We start from the raw sequence: 16,335 nt of genomic DNA, 5'->3' as shown, positions 1-16,335 counted from the left end.
ACTCAGGATGACAGCGGTGTGGCTCAGGATGGCAGCGATTTTCGTCCGACAATTTTGCGCTATGAATCAAAGGCTGGGCGTAGTCAAAAAGAAATAATCTGTTGTGTTTAGGCTGGAGACTAAACCCAGCAATTACATTTGTAAAGACTACGCCCAGCGTGTCTATGTTTGCATTAGTTTCAACTCCTGCAGACACTTCACACACAAACAATCCTTGTATTGTTTTTTTATGAATTCCATCTCTTTTTCATTGATCGATATTTTCGAACAAGCGCACTGTGAGATGTTTTCATGTTGACACAAAAAGTCTGATTTACAGCGGGGACAGATTTTTTGAACAGGCATAAAACTTTTTTATTTCTGGATTTCTTTGCGCAACTTTTCTGTTTTCGAAAATAAATTTTCAATCGTATCAGCATCCATCACCCATTTCTGCCGCGTGAAAACACCTACGTTCGATTGTTGCTCAAACGCCGGAACAAAGCTTAAGTCGACCGCATTCAATCCAACATTGAAAACATCCGGCAGCTTAAGAATCTGCTTAATCACGTCAACCGCATCTGGTTTTTTTAATATTTCAAGGATGAAATCGCGGTCTGTGCCTGTGATTACAGCCGCAGAATCCAAATCAGTGTTCCCGGAAGTCAATCGCCTTTTACGCAACGAAAAACTCAAATTATCCAAAAAACTTTTTCTCCGAATATGAAGTGTTTGTGTGCGCGATGCAGTTACCGGAAAAAATACGCCAAAAAAAACTGCATTCTCCTCAAAACTTTTCGGATCGCTGTAACCCGCCAAAAAACACTGTTGTTCGGCATTCGCTGGCATGTAAAAGGTTCTTTTGTGATGAACAACGCGTTCCGCAGCATTGGAGGGATATGCAGCTTCGGTTGCAATAATCTTTCTTTTTGTGCGGTCTGCAAATGCTGAGAGTAAATTGAGCGTAGTTGTACTGGCTTCGGGTGCTGTCATGTTATTCGTGTTAGATAAAAAACTCCGTTTTTAAATTTCCCATTCATTTTTACAGAAAAGCGTATTGGCTCATTCCAAACAAATGTATAAAATAAAAAATCTATGGGGGTAATTGAATTGAGTTCCCAACAACCCGGTGGCTAAAAAAAGCTTAACACAATGCAATCAAACAACCATAAAAAAACTTAGCAGAATAAAATAAACCATTCAACAAACAATTATTTATTGAAATTACTAAAGACGCATTCTATATTACTTTCAATGAAAAATAAACAGCGCAGAATATTACCTTTGCTGTTATGATACCCGACAATAAAACAAACACCCTTTATCTCGCCGACTCTTTGCCCATCAAAGTCGAAGCGTTTTACGAAAAACTCGAAGTATTGCTGAAACGACACGGCGTTGTTCTCCAATTTCTGTCACCAACAAAAGATATCTGGGCGCGCGACTACATGCCGGTTCAGGTGAGTGCTGACCGCTTTGTTCAGTTCACCTACAACCCCGATTATCTGCGCAGAAAACAGAAACAAAAATCAATATCGGATGTGGAAAAAATCCTTCAAAATATTCCGATCTCTGTTGAAAAATCCGACCTGATTGTTGATGGTGGCAATATTGTCCATTCATCCGACAAGGTTTTTATGTGCGATAAAGTCTTTAAGGAGAATCCAAACTACAGCCGCGATGAATTGGAAAACAAACTCTGCCGCCTGCTCGAAGTGGAACGGATTTTCTTTTTACCGACCCACCCCAAAGACATGTTTGGTCATGCCGATGGACTGGTGCGCTTTGCCGATGAGGCGACCATCATTGTAAACAACAATGTGCGCGAAGACAGCGGATACAAAGATGCGTTCAACAAAGCCATTCACAGCAGCGGCCTGAATACGATTGAAATTCCATACAACCCCTATGGAAACCGCACCAATCTGCAGGCAAACGGCATTTACATAAACTATCTGCAAATAGAGAATTTGATTTTGCTTCCGGCATATAATATCGACGAGGATAAAACAGCGATGTACATATTCGAAGAAATTTTCAAAGACTGCACCATCAAACAACTCGATTGCAACGACATTGCCGACGACGGCGGCGTGCTTAACTGCATTTCGTGGACAGCGCTGATGGAGGGAAAGACGGCAGAATCAGAGATGGGAGTATAGCCATCAGTGCTTTAAAATATAAAATATAGGACCTTGCTAAAATGAAGAAAAATCAGATGAATATGGGACAATTGCCAAATTTATAATCTGCATTTTATGTGCGCAATCATAGAAAAATTAGGGGGAACAATAAGATGGCTGTTGAGACGATGCAAAACAAATCTAAAAGATGAGGTTATTGGCAAATAAAGGACTCTAACTGAACTTGGTGTCAATTTGGAAAATTACTTTCTGGGTGTTTTTCTATGCTTATTAATTTTTGCTTTAGCGAGAATTATTTTAAATTCCGTCTGATCTGTGACTCTTCCAGACCAAACAGTACCCCTTCAAAAAAACACACGCCATAAAGATATATTTGTGCAAAACCACATCCTGTTAAACCTTTATCAATCAAACCAAAACATTATTATCTTTGCGACCCTATTTCAACAAATCCATGAAAAAAACTACTGCAAAGACCACTGCTAAAGCTCCAGCCAAAAAAGCCGCTGCAAAAACCCCGGCCAAAAAGGCCACAGCTGCTAAAGCCACACCCGCAAAGACCGCTGCTAAAAAGACTAAATCCGACAAACCCACCACGCTGAACAAGCTGAACAAGCTTGAACTCGCCTATGCGGAGAAACAGCTGTCAAGGGCGGAATATGATATGTGGAAGACTGTTTATCAAAAAGAGGTTCCATTCAACGCAAATATAATCGAAGAAGACAATTACAGACCCCGCAAAACCAGAAGAAGAGCCTGGTAATTTATTATGAATATCGCTGTGGCATGGTTTTCATTAGCCAGCCCGAAATAATTGCGAAACATTATGTACTGCCCAAAATGCAAGGCTGAAAACTTCAGCGAAGAAGGAACAGTGAATGGCCGAAGCCTGTATTCCTGCGCTGTGTGTGGGTTTAATCTTACCATTCCGGTATTACAGGATCCGGAAAACATAGAGACAAAGCGCGAAGCGATCATATTGCATTACGCTGGTTACTGTGTTGAGGATATTGTGTTGCTGACGGGATTGGAGCTGGAGGTGGTTGAGGGGTTGATTGGGGGATTGTCAGCCGAGTAAATTTAATTTATTTGATTTGTTTCTTAATTGAGTTTGATGGTTATATAAAAGACACTTCGAGTCTTTCAAACCTCCCATTGCCGGTAGCTTTGCCATCACAATCACATCCACTTCATGAGCGTTTTCGTTTTTTCCGCGGAAGTACTCGATTATAGCTTTGGCCAGCAATGGAACGAAAAAACGTGTTGAATAAAAATTATCCGTAAATTTGCGCTCCCAAGCGGGAAAAAGGAGAGATGCCAGAGTGGTCGATCGGGGCGGTCTCGGCACGTGATGATGCTCCGCATCAAACGTGCTGGCGTTTGTCAAGTGGGTACACTTGACATCACGCCAAAAACCGAAGAAAATCATGGATAAATTCTACGTTTATGTCTTAAAAAGCATACCGACCGCCAGGTTGTATGTAGGCATGAGTGCTCAGCCTGATGAAAGACTGAAAGCGCACAACGCCGGAAAAAGCACATGGACAAAGGCCTTCAGGCCATGGGTGCGAATTCATCTTGAAGAGTATGATGAAAAATCAAGAGCCATGAAGCGCGAGAAGTATCTCAAATCGGGCTGGGGCAGGCGATGGATCGAAAAAAACGTACTGAATAAAAATAATCCGTAAATTTGCGCTCCCAAGCGAAAAAAAGGAGAGATGCCAGAGTGGTCGATCGGGGCGGTCTCGAAAACCGTTGACCCGCAAGGGTCCCAGGGTTCGAATCCCTGTCTCTCCGCTGAGTACACTTAGCAAACTAAAGAAAAGTCCTGAAAGTCGCACCAAATGCGACTTTCTTGTTTTTGCAAAGTTGCAAAATAAGTCTTAATACGAAGAAATCCGGTGGTATTCCAGGTGGACTTGCATTAAGAGGACTTAGTCCACCTGAAATGATTTTTATGCGCTGAAATACAGCAGATTGCACTTGCTTTGAAGAACGGCTTGTTGTATTTTTAATCATTAAAAAAAGGAGGTATTATGCTTACCAGAAATCGAATCGTTCTTTCGTTCTACATCAAAAGAACAAAACTTCTTAGGAACGGGACAGCCCCGATTTACTTAAGAATCAAAGTGGACTCGTCGTTCGCTGAATTGGCCATTATGAGAAATATCAGGCCGGAATTATGGAGTACAGAGAAAAACGGAGCCCTTGGAATCTCCAATGAAGCCCGCGAAATCAACAATTACATGCATCACATCAGAAAGCAGGTAGAAGAACATATTTCTGCTCTCAGGGAAGAAATGATCGAAATGACTGCCAGAAAAATCAGAAACTCATATCTGGGAATCAATGAAGATGAAAAAACCGTCGTCAAATTATTTTCTGAGCACAACAAAAATGTACAGAAGCTTGTCGGCAAAGACTTTTCGAAGGCTACCTATGAACGTTATGAAACATGCCTTAAGCATCTGATTGACTACATGCAAATGGAGTATAAGGTACAGGACATGCCGTTGAGAAAAATTGACCAACAGTTTATTCTCAAATATGAGACGTACCTTAAAGTTGTGCGCAATTGCAACCACAATACGTCTATTAAATACGTGAAAAACTTTAAAAAGATAATCCGGCACGCTGTAGGATGCGGCCTTATTAGAACTGACCCGTTTATTAATGTGAAGCTCCGTGTGAAAAAAGTAGATAAGGGTTTCTTGACCGAAGAAGAAATAAAGGCCATCAGAAACAAACAGTTCCCAACTCCACGGCTGCAACAGGTGGCTGACATTTTTCTTTTTGGTTGTTTCACTGGTTATGCTTATTCAGATCTGATGAGGTTGAAAAGATCTGATCTCGAAATCAAGGAGGATGGACAAGTTTGGGTAATGGCCAAAAGAACAAAAACGGATATGGACTGTCATGTGCCCTTGTTGCCCCAGGCTCTTCAAATTCTTGAGAAGTACGAAAATCATGAATACTGCCTCAAAAATCAATCGTTGCTTCCAAATCTTTCGAACCAGAAGCTAAACGCTTATCTTAAAGAAGTTGCTGACTTGTGTGGCATTACAAAACCTCTTACATCGCATATCGCCAGACATACTTTTGCAACTACAATAACACTGAATAATGGTATTCCAATTGAAAGTGTTTCGAAAATGCTTGGCCACAGCTCAATTAAAATGACCGAGATCTATGCAAAAATGCTTGACAGTAAGGTCGCCGATGACATGAGCAAACTTACCAAGAAGTTCGGCATCGACGATTTCTGACGATCTCTTTCAGCTTATCACACCCCCAAAAGGTCACCCATCAGGTGGCCTTTTACTTTGCAATCTACAGCAAAAAGCAGCACGAAACAGAATGTAAATCAGTGGTAGCAACATTTTACAGATGTTCACGTATCTTTGATAAAAAACAATAATGCCATGTCAAAAGTCGTGAAAACCAAAAAGGAATTAGCACAAGAATACGGAATTTGCTACAACACATTCTGCAAATGGATAAAGCCAATAGAAAAGAAACTGAAACTTACCCGCCGTCCTTTGCTCGCATGGCAGGTGAAAATGATCTATGAATTTTTGGATGAGCCGGATAATTATTTTGATAGTTATTCGGAAAACTGAACTTTTCCAATGTATTCCTTGGCGCCGGCTATTCTTTCTGTTTTATTTTCGAATGCATCCAGTTTCTTTGGAAATTTATTACATCCGTAATCGTGATTTATCTCTCTGTATTTCCCATCCTCCAAAAGTACAGACGTAACACAGGTCGGGAGGCAGGTGACCTCTTCAGCTTCAGCCTGTTCAATCATTGTAAAATACCCACGTTTCCAGATAGCTTCATTTAGTGCAGAGATAGCTTCTGCATCGATAGTCCAGGAATGTTTGCCTTTTTCAGAAACAAAGTGCTCTCCATCATATAGCACATGCCCATCTGAAAAGATAACCAGCGAAAATACAGGACAAGACCCATAGCAGGGGGTCCGTTGCAAGGTTATTGACTTGAAAGATTGCTTTATCATAATAAAGTTGTATTTGAAATGATTATTCTTTAAGAATTTAAATATATGACAGAGGCTTTATTGCAAGGTTTAAAAAACCATTCAATTAAAGCAAAATAATCAAGCATGTTTATGCTTAAATGCTTTGTTCAATAATATATATGTTTTCTTTATAGTTAATATATTGCTCTATTTACATCACAATTGTAAAGACGCGCAATAATGGTTTATGAAATCACAAATAATTGAACCTCAAAATAGCGCCGAAAAATATCTCTTTAAACAAATTATTGTACAGGACTATTAGTTCTCACCTCGTTTAAAATTTCTTTTAGCAGACTTCTATATTCATTTAATACATAATAATTAGTTTTAACTTGACCAATCTCTCCACCTGTATCAAAACTAATTATTTGCCGAAAATGAGGATTTGACTTTTTTGTTAAAAACTGTGATATATTGCTCAAATACCTACCTGCCTGTCCAATGTCTTCTCCAATACCTTTTTCAAATAGTTTAATTTTTAATTCTTCTCTGCCAAATTTTCTGTCAAATTCAACAATGATCTCCAAAAAAACAATTACTCTTGGAATAAGATCGGATTTTCTGTTTAATGATGAAACAATTTCCATTTTAAGATGTTCGTCCTTATATTCACTCTTTTCCAAAGAAAACGAACTTGATTTTTTTTGACGTACTTCCTTTTGCTTTTTTTCTTTTTTAATCAAGTAATCCTCTGCTTCAGGCAAAGGAATCATTTTTGTCGGAGCAATAAACAAATCGCCCTTCTCATCAATATATGGAGTAAATCGAACGCAGGAGACTTCTATTCCGTTATCACGTAACCATAATACTGCTGAAACAACATCAGAATGAAAATCCTTAGATACTAATATAATTCTTTGATTATTATTAAGATCTTCAAAATTCTCAGCTTCAATATGTTTTTCAATTAATGTTTCTGCTTCATCTTCCGTTGTTCTTAAATATTCAGCATACTGTCTGAAAATATCAGAATTGCTTAAATTAGATACATAGGAAGCATATTTAATTGCTTGCCAATCCATGTTTCTTCCTGAATCATCTCTTTTCAATTCGATAATTACAAGGTTTGACTTTTTATCGATGGCCAGTAAATCAATGCGAATTTCAGAAGGAAGAGGAACTTCCTTTCCAATTATAATTAAACCATCTTCTATAATTTCTGGATTTTTTTCAACCCATTCCTGAATATCATACCTTTCTTTCAATTTCTCATTAAAAAAGGTGGTTTTTTTCAAACGCCTTAAAGTCTTGTTTTCGACATCTACTTTATACATCCTTCTCTCAATTTTAATTGTTTCTTCAGCGAAGCGTCATTAATTAAATACCTTTTCGGTTGTCCTCTAAACTCTATTCAACCAAAATGAAGTTTTTCAATTCACCAAATATATAAACTATATTTTAAAAAGAAACTTTCGCCAAAAATATTTCATTTTCGCCCACTTTCGTTCAATTTTGCTCAATTTTACTCAACCACACCCCGCCCACCGACACATCTTTGTATCACTAACCGCCCGACATTGGGCAAAAACGCAAAGATATGTCACAGAATGAAACAAATTCGATTGTATCAACGGCATCAGGGATGGCCGGGGGAATGGGAAAAGCACTTTCCCTCAACCCCATTTTCGCCACTATTTCAACGCAGGCGATCCTTGAGGTTGCTCTGTATGCTGCCGTTTCGGCGCTCGTAGGATACGGCGTGAAAATAATGATTGACTTCATCAGAAAACCCCGCAGAAAATGAAACCCATTTTCCAAATAGGAATTTTAAGCGTAATTGCTCTCGGGACCTACAAGCTTCTTGGAATGAAAAAAATATCCGAGAAGGTCGTTACCTCGCTCTCCAATCCGCGCGTTCACGCCATTGATATGCGCGGGTTGGTTGTGAGGACTGAAATCAATGTTGCAAACCCTACCCGGACGACAATGAACATTACAAAGCCGGTGATAACCCTGACAACAAATGGGAAATACATTGCCAGTTCACGCCCGGAAAATAAGGTGTTTAAAATCCTGCCTCTTGCTGAAACGAAGATTGACACTATTGAAGTGGCTGTACCCTGGAATATTCTGGTCGGATATATCAGCGGCTTGCTGACAAAGATTCCGCAGATCATTGCCGCATTCAAAACAAAAGACATGACAGCCGTTGGTGAAGCCCTATCAATTCCGCTTGAAATGCAGTATTCGCTTTATGCCAACGGACTTTCTTACGAATCAGAACCGGAGAAAATGTTATGAGCAACAAGATGTCCATACAATCCATCAGCAGCGGCTACCGCTCCATTCAGGACGGAAGCAGGTTTGATCAGTTCTTCGGATTTCCGGATGAAAAGGACAGAGTCATTATTAAAGATGGTGAAGTCGAAGACACTGTTGAGCTGATGAAGAAAGTTGTTTGGAAATATCTGGATGACACAAAGAAAATAGCGACTTATCTCAAAGGCAGATCTGTGGCCGAAACGTGCGAAAACATCTGGAATTTTCTCTACAATCATGTTCAATATAAACTGGACCAGAAAGGGCTGGAACAATTGCACCGTCCAAGCCGCAGCTGGTCGGAACGTGAGACCGGAATTGACTGCGACTGCTTTTCCATTTTTGTTTCATCCATTCTTACAAACCTCAAAATCGCGCACCGGTTCCGCATTACAAAGTATGACCAGGGCATGTATCAGCATGTTTATGTCGTCGTACCAAAGGAAAGCGGAAGCGGCGAATACATCATCGACTGTGTGCTGTCGCGCTTCAATTACGAAAAACCATACACCGCTAAAAAAGATTTTACCATGAGCCTGAACGGAATTAATGTAGCCGTCCTTTCCGGCACCACATCCAATGTTATGGATCTGGTGAACGATCTGGAAGGACTTGAAAATCTTGGTGCAGATAGCCAGCAGGAACGACTGAGCGCTATCTATGACCACCTTGTAAAAACCAGAAACATCATTGCCGGAAAACCGCAGCTGATCCAGAATGTGGATTATCCGCCTGCATTTCTGAAAATGCTCGATTATGCCATTGAAAACTGGAACACACCGAGCCGCGACAAAGCCCTGGCCATTCTTGCACAAAACGAAGATGCGCTGAACAAGCATTATCAACTGGACCTCGTGCCTGAGAATTCGGACCTGGAAGGTCTCGATAATGACTGGTCAGAAATGGATGATATGAGCGACGAAGAATTGCTCGGTATGCTGGGCGGAAAAAAACGAAAAGAAAAAAAGCAAGCCAAAGCCGAAAAGAAAGCAGCGAAAAAAGCAGATCCAACGAAAAAAGGATTTTTTAAAAAAGTTGGCGAAGCTGTGAAGAAAGGTGGGAAAGCCTTTATCCGCTACAATCCTGTGACCGTTGCAGCGCGAAACGGATTTCTGCTCGCTCTCAAACTGAACATCAAAAAGATGGGCAGCAAGCTCAAATGGGGCTATGCAACGAAAGAACAGGCAGCTGCAAAAGGCATCACTGCAGACAAATGGGAAAAGAGTAAAAATGCCGTTGCAAAAGTTGAAAAACTTTTTGCGGACAAACTGCAAGGCAAACGCGATAAGCTGAAAAACGCCATTCTGAAAGGCAAAGCCGGTGGGCTCAGTGGTACAGCAGAATCCGAATTCAATCTTACCGGACTTGGTGCAGCACCCGCCGCCGCCGCTCTGGCCGCCGCAGTACCCGTAATTGCATCCTGTCTGAAAATTATGGTTGAAAGCGGAATTATGTCGCAGGATGAAGCCGATAATCTGCAGATGGACGTGGATGCAAATGTTGCGGAGGGCGACAAAATGATGGAAACAGATCCGGATTTTAATGCAGACACCACCGATGATGGATCGGGTGATTCCGGAGATGATGGATCGGGCGAAGGAGGGTTCTTTGGTTGGGTAACAAGAAATCCTGTGATAGCCATTGGTGCGGCAGGGCTTGCCGTCTGGGGTGTGAGCAAGGTGCTCAGCGGAAAGAAAAAAGCGTCGGGCGCTCAGAATTTATCAGGACCACAAGCCCCGGCAAAGAAAAAGGCCCCACCAAAACAAAAGAAATCGAAGGCAAATGCAAGAGCGCAGAAAGCAAAAATCAAAGCAATCAAGCTCTCATAAATAAACAAAAAACACAAATTAAAAATCGATAGTCATGGCTGCAAATGCAAAAACAACAAAGCCAAAACTGGATGTAAAAACAGTTTTTGAAGAATTGAAAACTCCTGGCCTGATCATTATTGGAATGATCGGCGGCAACCTCGCAGGAAAACTCATTGACAAAGTAATGCCGTTGGATGAGACTGCAACCGGCTTTCAGGTGAAAGCTCTGGTAAAACCCATTGTGCAGATCTCTGCAGGAATCGGTGGAGCCATTTTCCTGAAAGACAAAAACCTGAAACTTATCGCAGGCGGTGTCGCTGCAAGCGGTATTGCCTCAACTGTAAAAGTGTTCCTGAAAAAGGACATTCTGAGCGGTCTCGGCGACTTCAACATCGCTGATCCATTGAAAAGAGTATTCCGCGATCCGATCAACCTGGCCATTGCGCCTTACAATCCAGAACTTCCTGTTCTGAACGAATACAATCCTGATCTCAGAACCATTGATGTAGAATCGGCCCCGGCTGACATGGGTGAGCTGGCTGATTACGAAGAGATCCAGGAAGTACAAATCCTGTAACAAAATCAAGTAACCAAAAAACAAATAACCATGTTAACTTTAGGACAGATCGCAACAAGCGACTACAACCTGCTCGGAGCCATTTCAGAAGATGAGCTTCTTGGAGCAATCGAACGCGCCACTTTGAACGAACGCAAACAATTTGTTCGTAAAATTCAGGCTCAAACCAAACAGACCGTTGCAGCAGGCAGCGGATCGCAGAACAGTCGTGGAGAATTTGAAAAAAGACTTCACTGGCTGCCGAAGGAAATTCAACAGGGACTTGCAGGAAAGACATTGCAAGCCGTTGATGCCGCCTACTACACCACGAAAAGCATTGCAACGAGTAAGATCGTTAAGATGCTGAAAGATGACGACAATAAAATTGTGGGTCAATGCAACATCAGCTCAGCCAAGCTTGAAAAAGGCAACATCATGTTGCTGGCCGGAATTATTCTGCTGGCCGGAATTGCTGACGGTACAAGAACTGTGGCTGAAGTGAACTTCGACATCATTCCTGAAATTCTCCGCAATGGCGAATTTGAGTTCAAAGCAAACGGCACCACACTGATTCCTTCCACATCGTGCGAAGTATTCAACACCACCGGCATGAACATCCGCAAGGGACTGTTTGTGATGGACAACCCAAAAGTAATTCTTGATCAGCAAGCCATGGAACTGAACATTGAATGGGGCGCCAACGCGCCGGCCAACATGTTCATGAAGGCAATTCTGATCGGAACATCTGTGACCAAGTACTAAATAGTTCTGCAGGCCTGGCAAGGGTGATCCGCTCTGGTAGCCCTTTCCATTCCTGTAAAAAAATCAAAGTCATGAAACTGACCAAATATCAAATGATCAAAGTCAAGGTGGAGACACCGCGACAAGCAGTAAGGTTCTCCGCTGCCACCGACAAACTCTACTCAAAAGTTGAAGGGATTTATGTTTCTATGCCGAAAGATGAATCGCACTTTGGTAGTACGCTGGAACTACGGATTGCTGAGCAGGAAGTTTTCCCGGAAGGCTTCGAAACAAAGCTGCTGGCCACAAATCAGAGTGCATCCACCAACGAGCGCTTCATGATTTTTGACAAAGATGAACTGATAGAAGCAGGCGGAAGCATCATTGAAGGCCGGTTTTCGGATGGAGGCTTCAGCGACGGAATTGATTTTCCATACACAATGAACATCTACATCAAACTCAAAAACGATCAGTAACATGGACTTCCGCAGGTATTTTATATTGCCGGTCAGAGTAACCAAAAAGGGTCAGATTATTTCAATCGATCAGCCATTGCCATCGCACATAACCCGTTGTTTGGGTATTCTTGCAACCGTAAAAGATTTTCTTGACACCGGCCATGAAATACAGCATGTCGGAGAATTCAGTCTGATGATCAATTCAGCAGAAGTCCATCTGGTTCATTTTGTGGTTGGCTACTCCAATTTGCCAATAAAAAAAGACAATGATTTTCTGCCGGTTCAGGAGCAAATAAACCCCGGTACACGCATCAGTGGATTTTATCTTGATGCAGGTACAGCCATGGACGACAAAGGTACTTTTCTTCCCTATACAGTAAATATTTACCTGAATTGTAAAGCAATCAAATAACATGGACTCGTACATTCTTTCCTATATCAACCAGCAGATGCTTGAACGCGGTTACAAGAAATACCATTTCGAATCAATGAGTATTCTCACCAAACCGGATGAACCGGAATACGAATACAAAGCATACAATGAATATCTGTTTCTGGTTTCAAAAGAGCTCGCAAATAACACGGTTATCAATGCAGACAACGCTATCTACAAGGCCGATCAGTTCTACAACATGCAGGCCTTTGCCCAAATACGGGAATTCACCGGAATGATCAAAATTGTGAATCCGGAAAACACAGTACAGTTGATTGAATTTGTCAGAGTAATACCCAAGTAACATGTCAGCAAGCAGCATAAAATATTTTCTGAAAAGCCTGAATGACCGGGCAAAAAAAGAAACCGACAAAGGAATTGGCGTCTGTTTCAACGCTTTTATTGTATCCGATAACAGGAGCCAGAAACTATTAGAGAAGGAGCCAATCGAGAATCTTAACCGAAAGATCAACAATCTGGTGAAAACAGAAACTCCGGAAATCGTAAAGGTTGATTTGTTCAATGATAGCGGCCAGTGGCTTGACGGTAACGTGTGCGATTTGCGACCTAAAATCGAAGCGCCCCCCAGTCCAAGTTTTCAGGGATTAGGAGAGGCGGAGATTAACGCTATGGTGGAACGCAGATTTGATGAGAAAAGACGCGAGTATGAGTTTGTGGAAATGAGGGAGATTGTAAAAGAACTTTCTGATGAAAACGACGAGCTGAAAGCCCGGATTGAAGAGCTGGAAACGCAGAACAATGACATGCAGGACGATCTTGAAAAGAAGAAGCAATTTCGGTATTACGCCGGAATGCTCGGTGATATTCTTGAAAGCATCGGCATCAGAAAAGAGAAACTCAGTAAGCCAATTGCCGAACTCATGGGAATTGACGAAAAAGAAGTGCAGAAACAACTTCCTGAAAAATCAGATCAATCCGGTATCGTTGAGGAACAACCTGTAACTCATCCACGCGGGTCTGCACCTATTTCATCAGAAGATCAGAAACGTACTGAAGTGATTTCTCTGATCAGTCAGTTTTTGTACAGCGTCGACAACCAGTTGCTTGGAGAACTCTTTACAATCTTCTCGGAAATTGAGAGCAACAGGGGTCTGGCAGCAGAAATTCTCGAGTACATAGAAAAGAAAAAAGATTTTGCATCATGAAAACCTTCGAATTCAAAGTAATGATTGAAGCGCAAAGCGCTGATGAAGCAAAGGAAATTCTGCGGGCCATGTTTGATCTGATGAAGACCACACGCCAGGAACTTTCCACAAAGGACTTCATCGACTTTTCAAAGAAAATTAAAGAAAAACCCAGCCTTGTCCGCAAGGCAAAAATGTTCATCTGATGGCTGCTAAAAAAGAAAATACGAAAAAGGCTCCCGGCGAAACCAGGTCTGAACGCGCAATTGACTACGTGATGCAGCACCCTGCGCGTGTGTTGGTTGGCGGTGTCGTTATTGGCCTGGGTGGATTTTTCCTATACAAAATCGGGAAGAAACTGATTGCCAATGCACAGCAAAAAAATACTGAATTCAAAGCGGACGACAGCCCCGAAGTCAGGCAGGCAATGGTGATTCACGATGCTTTCAATCCCTCGGGCGTTTCCATTCTGAAAAGTTTTGACCGCACGAATACCAGCAAAATATTCGATGCCGCAAAGAACATCACCAATTTTGATGAAGTAATAAAATCCTACAACAAGCTCTACGGGGGTGACCTGATGCAGGATCTGCAGAACGAACTCAGCGCCGAAGACTATCAGAAACTCATGACGCTGATTTCAACCATTCCCGGAAAAGCAGGCGCGCCCGCGGTAAACTTCGCGAAGAAAAACCAAATGGTTGTTGCCAAAAAAGAAGTGTATGTGCGCAAAACACCAGATGCCAGTTACCATGAAGCCTGGTATGAAAGCTCAAAAGGAAACAATGTTTTGTTTCAGGCAAAGCCTGGTGATTTCATCGGCTATGCCACCGGCAAGCAGGAACTCGATCTAAAAAACAATGTCAAGTTTATCCAGGTCGGATACATCGTTAAGAAAGAGGGCCTGCCTGCCGCTTTCAAACCTTATGCAGGAAAGTCATACACCATGTGGATTGCATCCAGCAAAGACTTCGTTGACATTTACGACTATTTCAAACCGATGTTTTTGCAATATCCGAATACAAAAACAGTCGTCACTTTCAAAAAGCCGCTTGATTATTACGATAAAACAGTGAAGGGATTTCCGGCAAAAATGGTTGTAAGTATTTCGGATGCAAAAATTCTGAATGAGAAAATGCTGCCTTATTGTACCGTTGAAAAATACGTGTTGCTCGGCGAATACATAGCCAGCCTAACGAGCGGCAAAACGAAATACATAAAGTTTCTGACGGTGGACAACACAGAACGGTGGGTAGATTCAAATCATGTAAAAATCATTGAGCAATGATACTGACAGATAAAATAGTATGCAACAAAGGCGAGAGCCGGTCTGCATTTGCAGCAAAAGTGAAAACAGTCTGCGATCAGCTTGGTATTAATCCGGACTGGCTGATGGTGGTCATGCTGCATGAAAGCGGCATCAATGCTCAGGCGGTGAACAAGCAGAAAGGAGATCATTCTGACCCATACACCCGTGCAGCCTATCGCGCAACCGGATTAATTCAGTTTATGCCATCCACAGCCATGTGGCTGGGGACAAGCACCCAACTGCTTTTCAAAATGACCAATCTGAAGCAGTTAGACTACGTGTACAAATATTTCAAACCCTACGCCGGAAGAATGAAAAGCTATTACGATCTGTACATGATTACCTTCTGGCCTGCTGCTGTTGGAAAACCAGACACCTACATCATTCAGTCAGCAACAATTCCCGCCTCAATTGTAGCGGAAAGAAATCCGGCGCTCGACATCAACAAAGATGGAAAAATCACAGTTGGCGAAGCAAAGAAGATCATGCTGAAAGCCATTCCTGTTGAGTATCTGCAAAAGGTTTTATCCGATGATGAAAAAAAAAGTCCGGATTGCTTGGATTTATGATCCTCGGAATTGGCGGGCTATTCCTGTGGCGAAGCATCCGAAAGAACAAGAAAAAAAAGAATTGAAATGAAACGCTCCAAAAGATATCTGATCAGTCTGATCGCCGGAATTATTCTGGCAATCCTGGCCTTTGTTTCTGTACTCAACAACATGGAAGTTCTTGCATCGGCCTGTGTTGCAGGAATCATGACCATTCTCACCTCTTACATCTGGAGTGAAACTAAACGCCCAAGTAACAACAACGATAATGAAACGAAACCGCAATAATCTGATCTGGCTCTGCATCGTGCTTCTGTTTGCCTTTATTTCATTTATAACGGGCAGAATGTACAAGAGCGAACGTAGTAATCGCATTCGACTGGAACAATCATTTGTTGCCGCAAATCAGGAGGTACAGTATTACAAATCCCGCAACGGGATATTGGTCGCAAAAGTGGATGCTATTCAACTGAAATACGATGAGCTAAAAGAAATTTATCCGGAAATTTTAGCAGAAATCCGCAATCTGAAAATCAAGCCTGGTCGCGTTGACCAATATTCCGAAACAGTCATTCATGAACAGAAAGACATTGTGACCACTCTTCGCGACAGCCTGATATACGACACCATTCCGGTACGAGTTTTCAATTACTGTGATGCTTTTTATACGGTGTCGGGCATTGCCATAGCAGACACACAGCGGGTACATATTGAAAGCCGAGACAGCCTGATCCAGGTCATTTACAAAGGCGATCGCGTTAAGCCTTGGCTATGGATTTTCTCACGCCGAAAATTGCAGCAGGCCATCACCTGCAAAAACCCAAATTGTAAAATCGAGTATTCAAAAACCATAAAAATTGTAAAATGAAAAGGGTCTGGTGGATAGTAGCAGCTCTGACAGCCCTTGCAA

The 16,335-nt window shown here is 41.9% G+C and carries 24 protein-coding genes and 1 tRNA gene; 21 read left to right on the top strand and 4 right to left on the bottom strand.

All coding sequences use genetic code 11. The features are described from left to right. Window positions 1-354: 354 nt before the first annotated feature. A complete protein-coding gene (locus tag A2W93_03620) occupies window positions 355-972 on the bottom strand; it encodes a hypothetical protein (GenBank protein OFY56524.1) in 618 nt (205 codons plus the stop codon). A gap of 299 nt (window positions 973-1,271) precedes the next feature. Here A2W93_03620 and A2W93_03615 point away from each other — a divergent pair, with 299 nt between their 5' ends. From A2W93_03615 to A2W93_03605, 3 genes are all read left to right on the top strand, one after another. Beyond that, the gene (locus tag A2W93_03615) at window positions 1,272-2,141 is read left to right on the top strand and encodes a hypothetical protein (GenBank protein ID OFY56523.1); all 870 of its coding nucleotides are present in this window, start codon (window positions 1,272-1,274) and stop codon (window positions 2,139-2,141) included. A gap of 436 nt (window positions 2,142-2,577) precedes the next feature. Then, window positions 2,578-2,886, top strand: a complete 309-nt coding sequence (locus A2W93_03610; protein ID OFY56522.1) for a hypothetical protein — start codon at window positions 2,578-2,580, stop codon at window positions 2,884-2,886. Between the two features lie 63 nt (window positions 2,887-2,949). Then, a complete protein-coding gene (locus A2W93_03605) occupies window positions 2,950-3,201 on the top strand; it encodes a hypothetical protein (GenBank protein OFY56521.1) in 252 nt (83 codons plus the stop codon). Here A2W93_03605 and A2W93_03600 read toward each other — a convergent pair. Further along, a complete protein-coding gene (locus tag A2W93_03600; GenBank protein ID OFY56520.1) occupies window positions 3,190-3,552 on the bottom strand; it encodes a hypothetical protein in 363 nt (120 codons plus the stop codon). The genes A2W93_03605 and A2W93_03600 overlap by 12 nt on opposite strands. Between A2W93_03600 and A2W93_03595 the strand changes: the two genes are divergently transcribed. The 4 genes from A2W93_03595 to A2W93_03580 all read left to right on the top strand — a co-directional run bounded on the left by A2W93_03595 (window position 3,551) and on the right by A2W93_03580 (window position 5,743). After that, the gene (locus A2W93_03595) at window positions 3,551-3,811 is read left to right on the top strand and encodes a hypothetical protein (GenBank protein ID OFY56519.1); all 261 of its coding nucleotides are present in this window, start codon (window positions 3,551-3,553) and stop codon (window positions 3,809-3,811) included. The genes A2W93_03600 and A2W93_03595 overlap by 2 nt on opposite strands. Before the next feature lie 24 nt (window positions 3,812-3,835). Next, window positions 3,836-3,920: transfer RNA gene (locus tag A2W93_03590), tRNA-Ser, on the top strand. Window positions 3,921-4,159: 239 nt separating this feature from the next. Continuing rightward, window positions 4,160-5,389 carry a hypothetical protein gene (locus A2W93_03585; GenBank protein ID OFY56518.1) on the top strand — a complete coding sequence of 410 codons (1,230 nt, stop codon included), beginning with the start codon at window positions 4,160-4,162 and terminating at the stop codon, window positions 5,387-5,389. 156 nt (window positions 5,390-5,545) lie between these two features. Continuing rightward, the gene (locus A2W93_03580; GenBank protein OFY56517.1) at window positions 5,546-5,743 is read left to right on the top strand and encodes a hypothetical protein; all 198 of its coding nucleotides are present in this window, start codon (window positions 5,546-5,548) and stop codon (window positions 5,741-5,743) included. Here the strand turns inward: A2W93_03580 and A2W93_03575 are convergent. Next, window positions 5,728-6,045 carry a hypothetical protein gene (locus A2W93_03575; protein OFY56516.1) on the bottom strand — a complete coding sequence of 106 codons (318 nt, stop codon included), beginning with the start codon at window positions 6,043-6,045 and terminating at the stop codon, window positions 5,728-5,730. The two genes, A2W93_03580 and A2W93_03575, sit on opposite strands and share 16 nt — an antisense overlap. Before the next feature lie 362 nt (window positions 6,046-6,407). Beyond that, window positions 6,408-7,439, bottom strand: a complete 1,032-nt coding sequence (locus tag A2W93_03570) for a hypothetical protein (protein ID OFY56515.1) — start codon at window positions 7,437-7,439, stop codon at window positions 6,408-6,410. A gap of 263 nt (window positions 7,440-7,702) precedes the next feature. Between A2W93_03570 and A2W93_03565 the strand changes: the two genes are divergently transcribed. The 14 genes from A2W93_03565 to A2W93_03500 all read left to right on the top strand — a co-directional run bounded on the left by A2W93_03565 (window position 7,703) and on the right by A2W93_03500 (window position 16,293). Continuing rightward, complete coding sequence (locus A2W93_03565) at window positions 7,703-7,909, top strand: hypothetical protein (protein ID OFY56514.1); 207 nt, start codon at window positions 7,703-7,705, stop codon at window positions 7,907-7,909. Beyond that, a complete protein-coding gene (locus tag A2W93_03560; protein OFY56513.1) occupies window positions 7,906-8,406 on the top strand; it encodes a hypothetical protein in 501 nt (166 codons plus the stop codon). Before A2W93_03565 ends, A2W93_03560 begins: the two co-directional genes overlap by 4 nt. Continuing rightward, on the top strand, window positions 8,403-10,253 hold the full coding sequence (locus A2W93_03555; protein ID OFY56512.1) for a hypothetical protein: 1,851 nt from the start codon (window positions 8,403-8,405) through the stop codon (window positions 10,251-10,253). Before A2W93_03560 ends, A2W93_03555 begins: the two co-directional genes overlap by 4 nt. A gap of 34 nt (window positions 10,254-10,287) precedes the next feature. Then, the gene (locus A2W93_03550; GenBank protein ID OFY56511.1) at window positions 10,288-10,812 is read left to right on the top strand and encodes a hypothetical protein; all 525 of its coding nucleotides are present in this window, start codon (window positions 10,288-10,290) and stop codon (window positions 10,810-10,812) included. A gap of 30 nt (window positions 10,813-10,842) precedes the next feature. Continuing rightward, a complete protein-coding gene (locus tag A2W93_03545; protein OFY56510.1) occupies window positions 10,843-11,553 on the top strand; it encodes a hypothetical protein in 711 nt (236 codons plus the stop codon). Between the two features lie 71 nt (window positions 11,554-11,624). Then, window positions 11,625-12,008 carry a hypothetical protein gene (locus A2W93_03540; protein OFY56509.1) on the top strand — a complete coding sequence of 128 codons (384 nt, stop codon included), beginning with the start codon at window positions 11,625-11,627 and terminating at the stop codon, window positions 12,006-12,008. 1 nt (window position 12,009) lies between these two features. Then, window positions 12,010-12,402, top strand: coding sequence for a hypothetical protein (locus tag A2W93_03535; protein OFY56508.1), 393 nt, complete (start codon window positions 12,010-12,012; stop codon window positions 12,400-12,402). A gap of 1 nt (window position 12,403) precedes the next feature. Then, entirely contained in the window at window positions 12,404-12,727 is a 324-nt protein-coding gene (locus A2W93_03530) for a hypothetical protein (GenBank protein ID OFY56507.1), read from the top strand. A 1-nt stretch (window position 12,728) separates the two neighbouring features. Next, complete coding sequence (locus A2W93_03525; protein OFY56506.1) at window positions 12,729-13,589, top strand: hypothetical protein; 861 nt, start codon at window positions 12,729-12,731, stop codon at window positions 13,587-13,589. Then, entirely contained in the window at window positions 13,586-13,774 is a 189-nt protein-coding gene (locus A2W93_03520) for a hypothetical protein (GenBank protein OFY56505.1), read from the top strand. The genes A2W93_03525 and A2W93_03520 overlap by 4 nt, the downstream gene beginning before the upstream one ends. Next, on the top strand, window positions 13,774-14,856 hold the full coding sequence (locus A2W93_03515) for a hypothetical protein (protein ID OFY56504.1): 1,083 nt from the start codon (window positions 13,774-13,776) through the stop codon (window positions 14,854-14,856). Before A2W93_03520 ends, A2W93_03515 begins: the two co-directional genes overlap by 1 nt. Continuing rightward, the gene (locus A2W93_03510) at window positions 14,853-15,446 is read left to right on the top strand and encodes a hypothetical protein (GenBank protein OFY56503.1); all 594 of its coding nucleotides are present in this window, start codon (window positions 14,853-14,855) and stop codon (window positions 15,444-15,446) included. Before A2W93_03515 ends, A2W93_03510 begins: the two co-directional genes overlap by 4 nt. A 9-nt stretch (window positions 15,447-15,455) precedes the next feature. Continuing rightward, window positions 15,456-15,713 (top strand): hypothetical protein, encoded by a 258-nt coding sequence (locus tag A2W93_03505; GenBank protein ID OFY56502.1) that lies wholly within the window; start codon window positions 15,456-15,458, stop codon window positions 15,711-15,713. A gap of 58 nt (window positions 15,714-15,771) precedes the next feature. Further along, complete coding sequence (locus tag A2W93_03500; GenBank protein ID OFY56501.1) at window positions 15,772-16,293, top strand: hypothetical protein; 522 nt, start codon at window positions 15,772-15,774, stop codon at window positions 16,291-16,293. Window positions 16,294-16,335: the final 42 nt, after the last annotated feature.

This window comes from Bacteroidetes bacterium GWF2_43_63, assembly GCA_001769275.1.
Classification (GTDB): Bacteria; Bacteroidota; Bacteroidia; order Bacteroidales; family DTU049; genus GWF2-43-63.
Note: the sequence above shows the minus strand (reverse complement) of the source record. Positions and strands in the feature narration are given on the sequence as shown.

Bases quoted from the DNA above. Each gene is read 5' to 3' on its own strand.
- A2W93_03600 (OFY56520.1), bottom strand. From the start codon at position 3,552: ATGATTTTCTTCGGTTTTTGGCGTGATGTCAAGTGTACCCACTTGACA.
- A2W93_03535 (OFY56508.1), top strand. From the start codon at position 12,010: ATGGACTTCCGCAGGTATTTTATATTGCCGGTCAGAGTAACCAAAAAG.
- A2W93_03555 (OFY56512.1), top strand. From the start codon at position 8,403: ATGAGCAACAAGATGTCCATACAATCCATCAGCAGCGGCTACCGCTCC.
- A2W93_03520 (OFY56505.1), top strand. From the start codon at position 13,586: ATGAAAACCTTCGAATTCAAAGTAATGATTGAAGCGCAAAGCGCTGAT.
- A2W93_03525 (OFY56506.1), top strand. From the start codon at position 12,729: ATGTCAGCAAGCAGCATAAAATATTTTCTGAAAAGCCTGAATGACCGG.
- A2W93_03540 (OFY56509.1), top strand. From the start codon at position 11,625: ATGAAACTGACCAAATATCAAATGATCAAAGTCAAGGTGGAGACACCG.
- A2W93_03565 (OFY56514.1), top strand. From the start codon at position 7,703: ATGTCACAGAATGAAACAAATTCGATTGTATCAACGGCATCAGGGATG.
- A2W93_03595 (OFY56519.1), top strand. From the start codon at position 3,551: ATGGATAAATTCTACGTTTATGTCTTAAAAAGCATACCGACCGCCAGG.
- A2W93_03550 (OFY56511.1), top strand. From the start codon at position 10,288: ATGGCTGCAAATGCAAAAACAACAAAGCCAAAACTGGATGTAAAAACA.
- A2W93_03570 (OFY56515.1), bottom strand. From the start codon at position 7,439: ATGTATAAAGTAGATGTCGAAAACAAGACTTTAAGGCGTTTGAAAAAA.
- A2W93_03560 (OFY56513.1), top strand. From the start codon at position 7,906: ATGAAACCCATTTTCCAAATAGGAATTTTAAGCGTAATTGCTCTCGGG.
- A2W93_03620 (OFY56524.1), bottom strand. From the start codon at position 972: ATGACAGCACCCGAAGCCAGTACAACTACGCTCAATTTACTCTCAGCA.
- A2W93_03580 (OFY56517.1), top strand. From the start codon at position 5,546: ATGTCAAAAGTCGTGAAAACCAAAAAGGAATTAGCACAAGAATACGGA.
- A2W93_03610 (OFY56522.1), top strand. From the start codon at position 2,578: ATGAAAAAAACTACTGCAAAGACCACTGCTAAAGCTCCAGCCAAAAAA.
- A2W93_03605 (OFY56521.1), top strand. From the start codon at position 2,950: ATGTACTGCCCAAAATGCAAGGCTGAAAACTTCAGCGAAGAAGGAACA.
- A2W93_03585 (OFY56518.1), top strand. From the start codon at position 4,160: ATGCTTACCAGAAATCGAATCGTTCTTTCGTTCTACATCAAAAGAACA.
- A2W93_03615 (OFY56523.1), top strand. From the start codon at position 1,272: ATGATACCCGACAATAAAACAAACACCCTTTATCTCGCCGACTCTTTG.
- A2W93_03500 (OFY56501.1), top strand. From the start codon at position 15,772: ATGTACAAGAGCGAACGTAGTAATCGCATTCGACTGGAACAATCATTT.
- A2W93_03515 (OFY56504.1), top strand. From the start codon at position 13,774: ATGGCTGCTAAAAAAGAAAATACGAAAAAGGCTCCCGGCGAAACCAGG.
- A2W93_03545 (OFY56510.1), top strand. From the start codon at position 10,843: ATGTTAACTTTAGGACAGATCGCAACAAGCGACTACAACCTGCTCGGA.
- A2W93_03510 (OFY56503.1), top strand. From the start codon at position 14,853: ATGATACTGACAGATAAAATAGTATGCAACAAAGGCGAGAGCCGGTCT.
- A2W93_03530 (OFY56507.1), top strand. From the start codon at position 12,404: ATGGACTCGTACATTCTTTCCTATATCAACCAGCAGATGCTTGAACGC.